Below are 15,680 nucleotides of genomic sequence, written 5' to 3'. Positions count from 1 at the left end.
ACCTTTTCGTAAACGACCCGTAACCTTTTGTTCGCTTTGTCAGACTGTGCATGAATTGATAGGGTCATTGGCGGTTTGGGTCAGTAGCCTCTTGAGATCCATTCGTTGAGATTTGGAGCTTCATTTGCGATGGTGGTATTTTCACCGTGACCGGGTAATACTATCGTTGTTCCGTCAAATCTTGCGAATAGCTTTCGTTCGATTGAATTGATTATCTCTTGGAAGTTACCTCCAGGAAAGTGTGTAGCGCCGGGTCCTCCTGGAAATAATGTATCTCCAGAGAAAAGTAGTGGGCTATCTTGAAGGTGAAAGCTTAAGGAGCCTGGAGTGTGGCCGGGAGTGTGAATAACCTCTACCTTGAGTCTTCCGATGGTGATGATAGCTTCATCAATTAATATTTGGTCGTAAGATTTGAGCATGGATGAATCCTGGGCGGAGATGGCAACGTTATACCCCGCATCTCTAAGCGCTGGCACCGCTGCGATATGGTCATCGTGGCCATGGGTCTCTAGAACATTTCGAACGTTATAGGTTTCGCAAAGCTGTTGAAGGTAGTCATCTTCATTTGCTGCATCAATAAGGACTGATTCGCCACTGTCGCGGCATTGCAGAATGTAGACGTTGTTGTCAAGTGGACCTACTACGCATTTGTATAAGTTAAAGGCGGAGTCCTGATAGAGCTTGATAAGGGATGGTGTCATGGCTTTATTCCTGCACTCTTTCAATGTCGATACTTTGGACCATGTGGTAGTGTTTTTATAAATCTAGGTCTCAATTAGCAATTACCACACATTTGTATTGAACTTTGGCTAGATTTGGGTTTTGGTTTGGCATCAAATGGTTTTATAGGAAGCCTACGAATGGGGATGAGATGAATTTCGCATTTTCTGAAGAACAGGAAGAGTTGCGTAAGTCGGTTAGGCGTTTTATGGAAGATAAATCGCCAACTTCTAGCGTCAGAGCGCAGATGGAGACGCAAGAGGGATATGACCGTGAGGTATGGGATATCTTAAATAATCAGCTGGGCCTTTGCAGCTTAGCGATTCCAGAAGAGTTTGGTGGCGCTGGATTTGGCCCACTCGAGTTGACTGTTGTATTCGAGGAGATGGGCAGGGCGCTTTTTTGCGGCCCCTATTTTTCTAGTGTTGCGCTTGGAGCAAATGCGATTCTCCAAAGTGATGATGAGGTGGCAAAGGCCGATCTTCTTCCTTCGATTGCCTCTGGTGAGACCTTGGTAACCTTGGCTATCACCGAAGGGGATGGTCGATGGGATCTGGATGGGATCTCGACGACGGCTACAGCTATCGACTCGTCTTGGGTTATCAATGGCGAGAAGCGTTATGTGATTGATGGCAGCATCGCCGACAAGATAATTGTTGTGGCTCGCACCACCGATGGCATTTCAATGCTTGTTGTAGAGTCCGATGCCCCCAACATGACTATAACTCCCATCGTGACCTTGGATTCAACCCGAAAGATGGCCACAATAGAGTTCAATGGTACTCCAGCGCGGTTGATTGGCACTCAAGGTGCATCTGCTAGAGCAATTGAAACAACTCTCGATCTAGCTGGAGTCGCTTTGGCGGCCGAGCAGGTTGGAGGTGCCTCACGTTGTTTGGAGATGGCTGTGGATTACGCTAAATCCAGAATCCAATTTGGGCGACCGATTGGAAGTTTCCAGGCGATAAAGCATAAGTGTGCTGATGTACTTCTCGAGGTTGAATCAGCAAAGTCGGCAGCCTATTACGCAGCGTGGGCGGCGAGTGAGCAAAATGAAGAGTTTGAGATTTCAGCTCCCTTGGCGAAGGCATTCTGTTCAGATGCCTATTTCAAAGCTGCCGCTGAGAATATCCAGATTCACGGTGGAATTGGCTTCACATGGGAGCACGACGCACATCTTTATTTCAAGCGCGCAAAGGCTTCCCAGTTGCTATTTGGGGATTCTTCCTATCATCGTGAACGTCTCGCACAAAAGATAGGTCTTTAGTCCGCTTTTTGCTTGAACTAATCGGTGAGATGGTGATCTACTGGCGGGACCCTTTTGTGTGGCCCGCCAAGATCTTGGTATTTAGCAGATGATTTATCTATTTAGATTTTTGATAGATTTGCCATAAAAGTTATTTCTGATATGAAAATTTTTTGATATTGGAATTGATAAATCTTGCTAAGTCAAAAGTTGGAGGTGCTACATGGATGAAAGCCATGGCCATTATCAGAGTCTCTCGAGGGATCTTTCAGTTCCGGCAAAGGAGTTGCGGGCACTTACACCAGATGTATGGAAGGGCTTCGCTGATCTCTCTCGAGCTGCGATGGCAGAGGGAGAGTTGCCAGCTAAATACAAGGAGTTGATCGCTCTCTCTATCGCGATTGCCCGCGAATGTGACGGTTGTATCTCCTCGCATGCGCGAGGGGCCGCACGAAAGGGCGTGACCCCTCAAGAGGTCGCCGAGATGGTTGGAGTTACGATTCTAATGCTAGGGGGTCCGGGTACTGTTTATGGCCCTCGAGCTTGGCAAGCTTTTAATGAGTTTTACACTCCCCAGGTTGATTAAGGTTAATGGACGATACGCGGAATTTCCATCGGGGTTATACTTCAACTTCTAACATGCGACGATATCGGTTTTCTTCTTCGGGTATGAATTTAGGCTGACTCTGTGATTATTGAGATTCCATCGGGTGGAAAACGCCTGAATGTATCGGTGGTAGAGGATTCTAAGTCCAAAATGGACAATCTTCCTCCCCCAAGGGCACTGATTTTAGCCTATGGTGCTCCCACCGCTCCACGAGTTTCCGGAGTCGAGGTCGACTTCTATCTGGATAACTTTCAGCAACGTCTAGTTACATCATCGGGGTGTATGGTGGCGGTAGTTAATTTGTCCGGTGTGGGTGGTTCTCAGGGTGCTTTCTCGCCTTTGACGTGGCGCCAGGACCTCGTGAATACTGTTTCATATTTTCGAGATGAAATGCACGTAGATCGTGTATTTATGGTTGGCTTTGAGTTGGCTACGATTCCAGTTTTGGCCGCCGCGGCCGAGATCCGTGACCTGCAAGGTGTCGTCACAGTGTCCACTATTCCGACCGTTCCTCCCTATGGCCTTTCCGTCTATGAATTGGCCGATCAACTTGAGAGTCTCGGGGTTGGTGTGCCTGGATCAATAGAGATGATCAAAAGCTGGGAGAATGAATTTCATGCGATTGACCCCAGCTTGAGCGTGCAGAGCCTATCTACCATTCCTTGGTTGATTATTCAAGGTGGTGACGACAATGCGATAGACGCCAACGACCTACGCAAGCTGGTTGAGGATGTGGCAGGTCACGGTGAGCTACACTTCATCTCAGCCGGTGGCGAAAGTCTAAGAGCAGACCCACGACTGTTGGCCCTTGTGGTTGGTTGGATCGCACGAATAGATGAGTAGTTAGCCATTTTGGACTAAGCGACAAACCGGACTCCTACCAATATTGGTCGATAGCGTCCCTTAGTTTTTTTGCTGAAAGAAATGCATCTTTTGCTTGAGTGATATATCGCACTACGACAAAGTGGGAGATACCCAAAGGACTTAACTCGTGGATTTTTTCCGGTGTTATCCCACCTGTGATAAAAACCGGTCGCGGGGATGTCTTTATGGCATATTGCGCATAGTCCACTCCAACGGGATCTCTCAATGGTTTTGTGGGAGTTTTTTCGATGGGGCCAGCTGAGATGTATGCTATCTCTTCGTCGAGCGACCTTTGGCACTCGGCTACTGAATGGGTTGACCTGCCTATGGCTGTTTCGGGCCCTAAGATTGTCCGCGCTTGGGTAGGGGATATGTCACCTTGACCTAGGTGAACTCCATCTGATGCTACTATCTTGGCAATATCTACACGATCGTTGATAAAAAATGGAATGTCGTTCCTCGTTAATATCTCCTTTAAGGCTAAGGCGGTCTCAATGATTGGCTGAGCTTCAGCATTTTTTTCGCGCAGCTGTACTACATCAACCCCACCGTCGATGGCGGCACGCACAACGTCGCGGACTTGCTCTGAGATCCCAATGCACAGATATAGCCGTCTATCGGAATAGTCAAACTTCATCGGTCTTCGCCTTCTTGGCCAGCTTCATCTCTTGCTTGAATTGGCGCACACTAGCAAATGTCGCATCATCGATAATGTCCGCGACGCTTATAGTGGTACCTTCTTCTCCGAATGGTTGACATACTTCCTGCCAGCCATCTATCTTTATTCCAACCTGTTTGCCTAGGAGTGCTATGAAGATCTTGGTCTTATCGATCCCAAAGCCAGGGAGGTCGCAGATGCGTTTGAAGAGGTCGCTTGGAGAAGTTGCGTTATTCCAAATTGCTCCTGCGTCGTTATTGTAATCAACGGCAACTAGCCTTGCCACCTCTGCGACTCGCTTAGCCATTGCTGATGGGAACCGATGTAGCGCGGGCTTGATTGAAAATAGTTCTTGAAGCTTTTCGGGATCCATGGTGGCAATATATTGCGCATCGAGAGGTTGCCCGAGTCGATCTTGAAGGAGGTACGGTGCCGAGAAGGCCCGCTCCATTGGTATTTGTTGATCTAAAACCATACCAATGAGTAGCGCTAGCGGGGATTGATCCAGTAATAAATTGGCATTTTCTTCTGCTGCAATATAAAAAGGCATATGGTTCCTTGTGAGAAGGTCTCGACTGGTTAGGTTGTTGTTTTATAAGTTAGTTGCTCACTGGATCACAAAGACTTGCTCTTCGCATAAATCTTTAGTCAGGCAACTCCGGTTGGTTCATGAAAGGAGGTACCACAAAAGGGGGCTATTGACTTCGTCTTGGTTGGAATGGAGGTCTGTTGATCCACAGGTGCGTCGATGATAGATCGATTTCGGGGAGGTTTTTTGGGTTCGATTTACCTTTTCTTCGTAGCTTGTGTGATCTTTTATTACCATGATCTTCTAGGACGAAGGGAGATATAAAGAAGCCGCTTTTGGTGATTTTAGATAATCGACCAAGACCTTCTGCCTCTTCGAGGTGATTGTCGTAAATTGGCTAAAGGTGCAATCACTTGGTTGGGGTGGCCAGTTTTTAAGTGCTTCTGAGTACTTAGGGTCGTGACTTCAAATAGGCGACATTGATGATGTGCGCGCTAGAGATTGTACGGGTAATACGGGCAATTCAGGAGATGAGGATGGTTCAATTCCATGTAATCTCCCGGAACGATAGCGCAAAGGTGTGGCTTTTTTCTGAAAATGAAGACGCTCTCGCTACCAGCCAGCAGCTGTTGTTGTGGTCGACCACCCACTTCCTCCACAGGTGGTGGGCATTTGGGTAGATTTTAGGTATTGAATAGGCGCCATAGATGTGCCGCCGTTGTCATAGATAGAATAATAATTCCCGGTTTGAGAGTAGGTAGTTATGCACTCGGGCGCGTAGGTTCCATGTGGAACGCCTCCAGTGGCATACCAGACGTCTACTTCGTTTACTTTACTGGGGGCTATGGCGTCGACATAGCTCAGAGAAGGTTCAATCTTGGCCAACTGTGTGGCGTTGATAGAGCTGTAGCCGTTGTGTTGGAAGAAGTAGATCTTCTCGGCCGAAAATGCATTTCTAAGAGTGGCTTCCGCCTGTTTATTCTGCGCGGATGCTGAAACGCCAAGATAGGTTGGGATGGCGATAGCTGCTAGGATTCCAATGATCAAGACTATGACCATCAGCTCCACCATGGTGAATCCGTCTTGAATATCGGTAAGTCTACTGGCAGCCGCCAAGCGCCTTTTCATCTTCTTGTCGAACTTCCTTGCTCGATAATCCTTGCTCAAAGAGATTGAAGGTGGTGATTGATCCTCCTCATCTTGCGAGATCTATCGTCAGTCCTTAGAACTTCCTTTAAGATCTATTATTGGTAAAATTATCTTCTTATACTCGGCCACTTTGATTATTGAGATCTCCTTTACTAGATGCCGCCACTATAACCAAACCGCCTTTATCTCCATAGGAAGAGCCTCCAGTTATCGTGGACCTAACGGTGAGTGTGTATTTAGCTTTTTTACTTTGATGAACAGGCAAAAAGAGATCTGCTTGGCAATAATTATGTAGATTTTGGTCCTGTGGGACTATGAGTGCGGCCAAGATTTGAGCTGAGGTATTTGTGGACTATGTCACTTTTTGAAGTCCTCGGAATGACGTTCTAATTTTGCAACCAGGTAGAGATAGATCGAAAAAAGGAGGTGATGGCGCTTTTATATCGATCTTGCCGTTATCAGCGAGTTATTGATTACACAGTGAGATACTGCTCCGAGTCGAGGTCAATCTCCACTTAGAGCAGTATCTTGTGATTATAAATGAACAATCAGTCGTCTTATTTAGATGGTTCTGAGCGGATCCGTTTTGGATGCGTCGATTCCAAGTTCATCGATAGCACTTTGCACCAATGTCATTGGGACCAGCTTCTCCTGCGCGAGGGAATTTAATATTCCCACTACGATTTGTGGAGCATCTATTTCAAAGTATCTGCGTAGGTTCTCTCTTGTATCAGATCTACCGAAGCCATCTGTTCCCAGTGGAGTAAAGTTCCTATTGGCAAGGAATCGTCCCACTTGATCTGGAACTGCTTTCATGAAATCTGATACCGCAAGAATGGGTCCTGAGGATGCATCGAGAACGGAACTGATAGTTGATTGACGAGGGGCGGAGAGGGGGTGGAGACGGTTGTAACGCTCGGTTTCAAGAGCATCTTCACGCAGACTCTTGTACGAGGTGACCGAGTATAGGTCAGCCGCCACAGAGTATCTCTCTGCTAGTATCTTCTGAGCCTCTACAGCAGCTAGCCAAGCAGTTCCCGAGAAGAGAATTGTTGCCCTAAGGTTTCCATTTTCATTCTCGATCGATGGCGCTTGTCTAAATAGATAGATCCCATTTATTATCCCGGCTTTTACCTCCTCGAAGTCCACGCCTTCTGGCATAGCTGGCATCTGGTAGTTCTCGTTGTAGAGGGTGATGTAATAGATCTCATCTTTTTGAGGCACCCCATACATCTCATTTATCCCGTGTTCTACCAAGATTGCCATCTCGTAGGCGAATGCTGGGTCATACGCCCGAACGCTAGGAACGGTAGAAGCTAGCAAGAGGGAGTGACCGTCGTTGTGCTGAAGTCCTTCACCCATCAGAGTGGTACGCCCTGCGGTACCGCCAATTAGAAAGCCGCGCGACCTAGCATCGCTCGCAGCCCATATCTGATCGCCAGTGCGTTGAAATCCAAACATTGAATAGAACATGTAGAACGGAATTGTGGGGCATCCAAAGGTGGAATAGCTGGTTCCAGCGACCTGGAAGGTTGCCATTGAGCCAGCCTCGGTAATTCCCTCCTCGAGGATTTGCCCGTCCACGCCCTCTTCGTAGGAGAGTAGTAGGCCGGCGTCCACAGGGGTATACCTTTGTCCCTGCGACGCGTAGATCTTGACATCTTTGATGAGCGATTCAAGGCCAAAAGTTCGAGCTTCATCTGGAATTATCGGAACCACTCGGTTGCCTATACTTGGATCTCGAACAAGATTTTTTAGCAATTTGGCAAATGCCATCGTCGTGGACGCCGAGACCCGTCCTGAGCCTTGATAGAACTCTTTGAAGCATGCCTGCGCTGGCATGGGAAGCGGTGACGCCTTTACAGTGCGAGATGGCGAGTTTCCTCCCAAGCTCCTTCTCTTTTGAATCATGTATTCATAGACATCGCTGCCTGGCTTGGGGCGAATGTATGGTGGTAATTTTGTTTCAAAAGCAGAATCTGGAAGTTCTAGATCTAAATCTAGGGTTTCACGAAGGGCAAGCAACTGATCCCTTGACATCTTTTTGATCTGGTGAGTTGCGTTTCGTGCCTCTATTCCTGATCCTAGAGTCCATCCTTTGACCGTCTTTGCCAAAATAGCCGTTGGTGCACCACTATGTTCGGTTGCAGCTTTATAGGCCGCATAGAGTTTCTTGTAGTCGTGGCCGCCTCTTGGAAGCTTTACCAATTCATCGTCAGATAAATGCTCAACCAATCGTCTAAGTCGAGGATCTGGCCCGAAGAAGTGCTCTCGTATGTATGCACCAGTTTCGGTAGCGAGTTTTTGAAATTCCCCGTCACAGGTTGAATTCATCTTGTTGAGCAGAACACCGTCGATATCTCTTGCTAGCAGTTCGTCCCATGCACTTCCCCAGATCACCTTTATGACGTTCCATCCAGATCCACGCAAGGTGGCTTCGAGCTCTTGTATTATCTTTCCATTGCCTCGAACTGGGCCATCTAGGCGTTGTAGGTTGCAGTTGACGACCATTACTAAGTTGTCAAGTTTCTCGCGACCGGCCAGTGAGAGCCCTGCAGTGGTCTCGGGTTCGTCAAATTCGCCGTCACCGACGAAGGCCCAAACGGTAGATTCAGAGGTATCACAGAGCTGGCGATTTTGTAGATATCTATTGAAATACGCTTGGTTGATTGCCGTTAGCGGCCCGATTCCCATTGAGACTGTTGGAAATTCCCAAAAGTCAGGTAGACATCTTGGATGCGGATACGAAGGAAGTCCATTTCCACCCGTCTCCATTCTGTAATTGTCGAGTTGTGCCTCGCTCAATCGACCTTCAACAAATGCGCGTGAATAGATTCCTGGCGATGCATGGCCCTGAAAAAAGACCTGATCACCAGGCCCACCATTTGATTTTCCCTTGAAAAAGTGGTTGAAACCAACTTCATACAAGGTGGCCGAGCTTGCATAGGTTGCCAAGTGACCCCCGATGCCATCGGATTTCATGTTTGCTCTGGTCACCATAACTGCGGCGTTCCATCGAATGTAACGACGTATCTGTCGTTCCATCTCCTCGTCGCCAGGGAACCACGGCTGTTGTTCGGGTGGTATCGAATTTATGTATGGAGTTGAAACGGTTGCTGGAAACCCTACTTGACTCGATCGAGCAGCTTCGAGGAGTCTCAGAAGGATATAACTTGCCCTTGATTTTCCCTTCCCATCAACGAGAGAATTGAAGGAATCAACCCACTCCGTGGTCTCTTGAGGGTCGATATCTGGTATTTGGTGTGAAAAGCCATCGATTATCATACTCTGAATCTAAGCACTTTTTTTGCTCTCTGTCACATCTGAGCATTAAAGGTGATAAATTGTCTCCTTCGATTTGGCGACATAGTTGTAGTATTACCAGTTCAAAGTAGTTTTCAATCACCGCAGACTCCTTGGTTCGATCCATAGTTTCCATCGAGGGAGGTCCTTGATCGAGATGGCGTTGTTTGGAGTCCTTGAATTGTGAACAATGACGGTTGAAATTAACAAGCATTTTTGCCCTAAATTGAGCTTTGAGGGACGGAATTGGTCGAATTAGCTGTCGAGCCGTTAAATTGACTCTAAATTCTATACCATGGATATTTCTGGAGCATCTGCAATTGTCAGCGGGGGAGCATCCGGTCTCGGAGCCGCCGCCGTTAGAAGAATAATCGAGGCTGGGGCCTTTTGTACCGTCTTGGATCGCGATGAAGAGCGTGCTAAGGCATTCGCTGGCACTTTTGGAGATCGAGCCGACTATTTTGGAGGTGATGTCTCCGATCCGACCGACGTTTTGGGCGCTATAGAATTGGCGTCCTCAAAGGCACCATTGCGTCTCGCTGTAAACTGTGCCGGAATCGGTGCTGCTGAGCGTACTATCGGTAAAGATGGGTCCCCACACAAGCTCGAAACCTTCGAGAGAATCATGCGAGTGAACCTTATAGGAACCTTCAACCTGTTGCGTCTTGGTGCTCAGGCGATCTCAAAGTCCGAGCCAATGGAACATGGTGAGCGAGGTCTTGTCGTAAATACTGCTTCGATAGCGGCTTACGATGGACAGATCGGTCAGCTTGCCTACTCCGCATCAAAGGGTGGAATCGTTGGTATGACGCTGCCTGCTGCACGAGATTTGGCTGCTGCTGGGATTCGAGTAGTAACGATTGCCCCAGGAATAATGGATACACCATTACTTGGTCAGCTGCCCGATGAGATTCGTGGTATTTTGGCCGCTGGAGTTCCTTTTCCGCATCGACTCGGTCTGCCAGAAGACTTTGCATCTTTGGTAATGGAGATTGTTCGAAATGGCTACATCAACGGCGAAGTCATTCGTTTGGATGGCGCACTTCGGATGCCACCCAAATAGGCCTTAACTGCAGTCGTGTCATTCGACTATCAATATTTCGACTATCCATGAGAGTTAATTCCGTCTCTATCCATCGATAAGGAATTAGACCGACAACGATTAGCTCGACATTATCGAAGTGAGATTTTCCCTAGGGCCAATCGTTGCTTCTAGGGATTTCCTTTCTAAGAGCGGTGATAGCGCCCGAAGTGCTATCGGCGAATGGTTAGGTGCGGTCTTTGTCGCTGCTTTTATGTGAGGGATTCTTTTGCTTGGCCACAACCTAACTCCTGGTTAGGTGTATTCGATTCTCAAATAGCATTAGTTAAGTGAAATATTACGATCTTGGAGATCAAAAGATCTCCGCAGTGGGCCTTGGAACGTGGCAATTTGGATCAAGAGAGTGGAATTACGGTTCAGATTACGCCTCCTCGATGGCTCGTGCAATACTAGAGCGCGCGCTTGAATTGGGTGTCACCCTAATTGATACGGCTGAACTATATGGATTTGGAGAGTCTGAGCGAATAATCGGAAGAGTTCTAGGACGACAAGCCAAGGACGTTTGCGTCGCGACTAAGGTTTGGCCGGTCTATGCCTCTGAAAAGTATTTTGCCCTGCACGCCAAGAAGAGTTCTGAACGCCTCCAGTCGTCAAAGATAGACCTCTATCAGGTACATTTTCGAAATCCAGCATTTTCGAATTCATCTTTATCTCGCGCTCTTGATGGCGTGGTATCGAGAGATTTAGCGGGTAAGTTCGGAATATCTAACTTTTCTAGGTATGACTGGGAAGATCTCGAGAGAAAATTTGGCCGACCGATATATTCAAATCAAGTTCACTACTCGCTCTTGCATCGGCGAGCGGAAGAGGAGATTATTCCATTTGCTCAGGCGACCAAACACCTAGTGATTGCATATTCTCCCTTAGAGCAAGGTATTTTATCGGGGAAATTTAGTTTTGATAATCGTCCACGCGATATTCGTCGCATAAATAAACACTTTGGAATCGATGCAATCGAGCGAATGCAGCCACTTCTCATTGCCTTGGCGAAGATCGGTGCCAAATATGGTGCATCCAGTGCACAAATTGCATTGGCTTGGATAATTTCACACCCGAATGTTGTTGTGATACCTGGCGCTTCAAGTGTCTCTCAGCTAGAGGCAAATGTTGGCGCCGGAGAGATCGTTTTGGAGAATGGTGAGATTGAAGAGCTCAATGAGCGATCTTATCAATATGAGCAATCGGCCATGATGCCGATTCTTCGAACCTTGAGAACTCGGCTGGGTATTTAGATCTTTGGTTTAAAGTCCATGGTGTCGCCTTGAAACAGTTGTTTTGAATTGAAATTTTAGGAAGTGTACAGATATGCCCAAGTTGATAAAATCCAAGAAGGCTGCTATCTTGAGCCTTCGTATAACTGCTGGTTGGACTTTTTATGTGTGGGCACGGCTAGTGCGTAATATGGTTAGAGACAAGGATCATTCTCGCACATTTAGATTTGTACATATCGCCCTTGGTATCGTCTCAATAGTTCTTGGATTTTCTGGGTTGGCCGTCTCGAACTATATCTCTGACGAGGTGGGCCAATCGGTTAATCCTAAAAATTAATGCCTCCGGAGACAAGAATTAAATCAAATAATTGGGTGAGACGACTTGCGAAAATAGTATTTTCTCATCGTCTTGCAGTGACTACAGCCCTCGTAACTTCTGTTTTGGGCATGTTGATTCAAGTTGTGATACCGCTTTTGGAGCGTCAGATCATCGACTCTACGATGGTAGTACATAAGTACAGTCCTGCCGGTCTTGCTATTGGTATTATCATTCTGGCACTTGGAGCATTTGGCCTCTCGTTTCTGCGACGTTATTTTGGGGGCCGACTCGCCTTTGACGTTCAGCATGACATTCGAAGTAGGATCTTTTCTCACTTGCAACGCCTTGACTTTGCCCGTCACGATCAGCTTCAGAGCGGACAGCTTGTATCTAGAGCCAATTCGGATGTCGGGCTAATTCAGGGTCTTTTATCTTTTTTGCCTTTGATGTTTGGAAATCTGTTCATGCTCGTTGTGAGCCTTGGCGTGATGTTCTATCTCTCTCCGATATTGGGATTGATAGAGTTCTGTGCTATCCCCTTGCTTGGAAGTGTCGCCTATAGACTCCGCGCAAAGGTTTTTCCTGCAGTCTATGACGCTCAAGTAAAAGAAGGCGAAGTCGCGGTTGTCGTAGAAGAGTCGATCAGTGGCGTTCGAGTCGTAAAGGGGTTTGGACGCGAGAAGGCGCGCTTGGCAGAGCTATCGCGGGCCGCTCTCGCTCTATTTCGCTCCTCGGTCAGAGTCGACAAGATTGAGGCTCGACTCCAATCTTCGCTCTCTTCGTTGCCGGGACTCATACAGGCGCTGGTTTTGTTGGTCGGTGGTTACCTGGGGCTGCACCATGAGATGACAATTGGCACCTTCTTGGTCTTTTTTTCCTATATAGTTCAGATCGGTGCACCTATTCGACAGGTTTCGGTTCTGGTAACCTTTTCGCAGCAGGCAAAGGCGGGTGCAGAGCGAATCTTTGAACTCTTAGACGCTAATCCGCTTGTCAAGGATGCGGAATTTCCAAGCGAGATGCCTCTTCTTCCGGCAACGATAGCCTTTAGTGATGCCTACTTTGAATATCAACCTGGAAATCCAGTCCTAAAGGGTCTCTCCCTAGAGGTAGAGGGTGGATCTGTAACAGCTTTTGTCGGCCTTTCGGGTTCGGGAAAATCCACTTTGGCGCTATTGCTACCGCGCTTTTATGACCTAAATCGCGGTTCGATCGCTATTGGCGGCGTTGATATAAAAGAGCTCTCAATTGCGCAGTTGCGAAAAAAGATAGGAGTTGTCTTTGAAGAGAGTTTCTTATTTTCGGATACGATCGCTAAAAATATTGCCTTCGGCTATCCCGATGCGACATTGGAGGAGATTCGAATTGCAGCTGAACGGGCGGGCGCCCTATCTTTTATCGAGGGTCTTTCAAATGGCTTTGACACTGTGGTCGGAGAGTATGGAATTACTCTCTCTGGCGGTCAACGCCAGAGAGTTGCTCTTGCTAGAGCACTCATAACAGATCCTGATATTTTGATTTTGGATGACGCCACCTCTTCGGTAGATGTGACAACTGAGGCTGAGATCAACCAGGCTCTTCGTGAATTTGCCAAGGGGAGAACGGTCTTGGTTATTGCCCATCGCCGTTCTACTTTGAGCCTCGCTCAGCGGATAGTCGTCCTTGATTCCGGGCGTGTGGAAGATAGTGGAAGCCATAGCGAGTTGATCGATCGATCTGCGATCTACAGAAAGCTGATCTCTGCTGAGGGCGATGAGATCTCTGAGGGCGATGAAGAGTTAACTACTACCTTATCTGGATCAACGACCAAAGCACCTTCAACTCCGTTAGCTCAGTCTCAAGGTTTTCGTCTTGCACGGGGTGGCAGGGGAGGCGGTGGTGGTCCGAGAGATGCTGCACTTAGCCTAACTCCGGGGTTGGCGCAAGCTCTAAACAGCCTTCCGGCCGAGGAGATGACTCCAGATGTCGATGAGGAGTTAGTGACCAAAGATGTTGATCATTTTGCATTTTGGCGTTTTATATCGCCATTTCGCTGGAAACTACTAGCCAGTTTTGCCTTCTTGTTGGCTGATACGATCCTTTCACTCGCTGGCCCATATGCAATAAAGACCGGTATCGACAAGGGCGTAGTAGGTGGCTCTTTGTCGATGATCGTTCTTGTCTCCATCTTCTATGTCTTTGTGGTCCTTTGTGACTGGGGCGCTGTCTACATGCAGAACATCCTCTCTAATATCACTACCGAGCGAATCCTCTATGGCTTGCGGTTGCGGATCTTCTCTCATTTGCAACGTTTGGGGCTTAGCTTTTACGAATCTGAGATGTCCGGCCGTATCTTGACTCGCATGACTACCGACGTGGTTGCTCTTTCGAATTTGCTACAGAGCGGTTTGACTGGCGCCTTGGTGAACCTATTCAGTTTTGTGGCAATCTCGATAGTTATGTTGGTTATCGATCCACGTTTGGCCCTGGCTGCCCTCTATGTTCTCATTCCGCTTGCCATAGCTACAGTTTGGTTTCAACGTCGCTCAACGAGAGCTTATAGAGTTTCACGAGAGAAGATAGCTGCGGTGAATGCCAATCTTCAAGAGGGGATCTCTGGGGTTAGGGTGACCCAGGCCTTTTCCCGCGAAGCTCAAAATGCAAAAGAGTTCAATCGGGTATCGCAAGGGTATCGTGACTCTAGGGTAAAGGCGCAGCGCTTAGTGGCTATCTACTTTCCGTTTGTCCTCTTTCTCTCTGACTTAGCTTCGACTTCGGTTTTATGGTATGGATCGAATCTTGTCAACGCAAAGGTGATATCGGTTGGCGCTGTGATTGCTTTTACCCTATATATCGATCAACTTTTTGCGCCACTTCAGCAGCTTTCTCAGACCTTTGACCAATTTCAACAGGCAAGAGTATCTCTGGTTCAAGTCGATCGACTCTTGAATATGCCAACAACGACACCGGCCTCTTTGACGCCGATAAAGCCGCTGATAGATAGTGGCGAGATCGTCTTTGAGGATGTGGGATTCTCCTATGACGGAAGTGATCGAAACGTTATCGAGGCTATCTCAATGCACATCAAAGGTGGCGATACCGTAGCTCTAGTCGGTGAGACAGGAGCAGGAAAGTCTACAATTGTGAAGTTGATCGCCCGGCTTTATGATCCAACTGATGGGCGAATTCTTATAGATGGCCAACCGCTTAAAGATCTTGATCTAGATGACTTTAGATCCCATCTAGGTTATGTGCCCCAAGAGGCTTTTCTCTTTTCTGGGACCATTGCATCCAATATTTCATTTGCTCGTCCTCAGGCTTCATTCGAGGAGATCAAGGAGGCGGCAACGGCTGTAGGGGCCGATTCTTTTATCGATAAGATTCCAGGTGGTTATAGCTATGAAGTGAGCGAGAGAGGTAGAGCGTTATCTAGTGGACAGCGTCAACTGATCGCTTTAGCTCGTGCATATCTGGCTCGACCGAAGATCTTGATTTTAGATGAAGCTACCGCCAATTTGGATCTATCTAGCGAACGCAAGGTGACACAAGCAATGGGAGTGGTTGCAAGTGGCCGCACATGTATCTTGATAGCACATCGACTTCAGAGCGCTGCTCTTGCTGATCGAATCTTTGTAATTGGCGATGGTCGACTTCTTGAGGAGGGTTCTCACGATGAACTCTTGCGTAATGATTCCGTTTATGCATCTCTTTGGCGTGAATCTAACGACTCTAGCACCTCAAGGATTGCATGATTTGGTGATCTTTCGTTTCAATTTGAATTTTTGCTCGGAATAGCCCGGGCGACTGCCACTAGGAGACAATCGCGCAATTCATAGATCAACTATTTCGGGTGGTATTTTTTGACCCAGACTGCAATTGCCTTGCCTTACTTGGCATTAAGTACAGAGTTTATAATCCAAAACGGGTTAAATCCACTTGTGCAATTATCTCTCAGACCTCATCGCTAGATTGAAGAAAGAAAGCAGATCTATA

At 47.5% G+C, this 15,680-nt stretch carries 11 protein-coding genes and 2 pseudogenes; 8 read left to right on the top strand and 5 right to left on the bottom strand.

Annotated elements, in window-relative coordinates:
• Positions 1–80: 80 nt before the first annotated feature.
• Entirely contained in the window at positions 81–701 is a 621-nt protein-coding gene (locus AXFE_RS06365; protein ID WP_052605060.1) for an MBL fold metallo-hydrolase, read from the bottom strand.
• 170 nt (positions 702–871) lie between these two features.
• On the opposite strand from AXFE_RS06365, the gene AXFE_RS06360 reads away from it, so the two are divergent.
• From AXFE_RS06360 to AXFE_RS06350, 3 genes are all read left to right on the top strand, one after another.
• Positions 872–1,987: an acyl-CoA dehydrogenase family protein gene (locus AXFE_RS06360; RefSeq protein WP_052605059.1), complete on the top strand. Its 1,116-nt coding sequence runs from the start codon at positions 872–874 to the stop codon at positions 1,985–1,987.
• A 202-nt stretch (positions 1,988–2,189) separates the two neighbouring features.
• Positions 2,190–2,552 (top strand): carboxymuconolactone decarboxylase family protein, encoded by a 363-nt coding sequence (locus AXFE_RS06355; RefSeq protein ID WP_052605058.1) that lies wholly within the window; start codon positions 2,190–2,192, stop codon positions 2,550–2,552.
• Positions 2,553–2,654: 102 nt separating this feature from the next.
• Positions 2,655–3,416: a hypothetical protein gene (locus AXFE_RS06350; protein ID WP_052605057.1), complete on the top strand. Its 762-nt coding sequence runs from the start codon at positions 2,655–2,657 to the stop codon at positions 3,414–3,416.
• Between the two features lie 34 nt (positions 3,417–3,450).
• Here the strand turns inward: AXFE_RS06350 and thiE are convergent, their stop codons facing one another.
• From thiE to aceE, 4 genes are all read right to left on the bottom strand, one after another.
• Positions 3,451–4,074, bottom strand: a complete 624-nt coding sequence (gene thiE / locus AXFE_RS06345; RefSeq protein ID WP_052605056.1) for a thiamine phosphate synthase — start codon at positions 4,072–4,074, stop codon at positions 3,451–3,453.
• Positions 4,064–4,645: an HhH-GPD-type base excision DNA repair protein gene (locus tag AXFE_RS06340; RefSeq protein ID WP_052605055.1), complete on the bottom strand. Its 582-nt coding sequence runs from the start codon at positions 4,643–4,645 to the stop codon at positions 4,064–4,066. The genes thiE and AXFE_RS06340 overlap by 11 nt, the downstream gene beginning before the upstream one ends.
• A gap of 591 nt (positions 4,646–5,236) precedes the next feature.
• On the bottom strand, positions 5,237–5,752 hold the full coding sequence (locus AXFE_RS21205) for a prepilin-type N-terminal cleavage/methylation domain-containing protein (protein WP_082058542.1): 516 nt from the start codon (positions 5,750–5,752) through the stop codon (positions 5,237–5,239).
• A 582-nt stretch (positions 5,753–6,334) separates the two neighbouring features.
• Complete coding sequence (aceE, locus tag AXFE_RS06330; RefSeq protein ID WP_052605053.1) at positions 6,335–9,058, bottom strand: pyruvate dehydrogenase (acetyl-transferring), homodimeric type; 2,724 nt, start codon at positions 9,056–9,058, stop codon at positions 6,335–6,337.
• 313 nt (positions 9,059–9,371) lie between these two features.
• Between aceE and AXFE_RS06325 the strand changes: the two genes are divergently transcribed.
• The 5 genes and pseudogenes from AXFE_RS06325 to AXFE_RS21355 form a co-directional block, all read left to right on the top strand.
• Positions 9,372–10,139 carry an SDR family NAD(P)-dependent oxidoreductase gene (locus AXFE_RS06325; protein WP_052605052.1) on the top strand — a complete coding sequence of 256 codons (768 nt, stop codon included), beginning with the start codon at positions 9,372–9,374 and terminating at the stop codon, positions 10,137–10,139.
• Between the two features lie 308 nt (positions 10,140–10,447).
• Positions 10,448–11,410 carry an aldo/keto reductase gene (locus AXFE_RS06320; RefSeq protein WP_052605051.1) on the top strand — a complete coding sequence of 321 codons (963 nt, stop codon included), beginning with the start codon at positions 10,448–10,450 and terminating at the stop codon, positions 11,408–11,410.
• 73 nt (positions 11,411–11,483) lie between these two features.
• Positions 11,484–11,726, top strand: coding sequence for a hypothetical protein (locus AXFE_RS06315; RefSeq protein WP_052605050.1), 243 nt, complete (start codon positions 11,484–11,486; stop codon positions 11,724–11,726).
• Positions 11,726–14,551: pseudogene (locus AXFE_RS06310) on the top strand (ABC transporter transmembrane domain-containing protein); the annotation flags it as partial. The gene AXFE_RS06315 and the pseudogene AXFE_RS06310, both read left to right, overlap by 1 nt.
• Before the next feature lie 216 nt (positions 14,552–14,767).
• Positions 14,768–15,439 (top strand): annotated as a pseudogene (locus AXFE_RS21355) (ABC transporter ATP-binding protein); the annotation flags it as partial.
• Between the last annotated feature and the right edge of the window lie 241 nt (positions 15,440–15,680).

Origin of the sequence: Acidithrix ferrooxidans (genome assembly GCF_000949295.1) — a bacterium.
Lineage (GTDB): Bacteria > Actinomycetota > Acidimicrobiia > Acidimicrobiales > Acidimicrobiaceae > Acidithrix > Acidithrix ferrooxidans.
The sequence above is the reverse complement of the archived record's forward strand: the minus strand, read 5'-3'. Positions and strand labels throughout refer to the sequence as shown.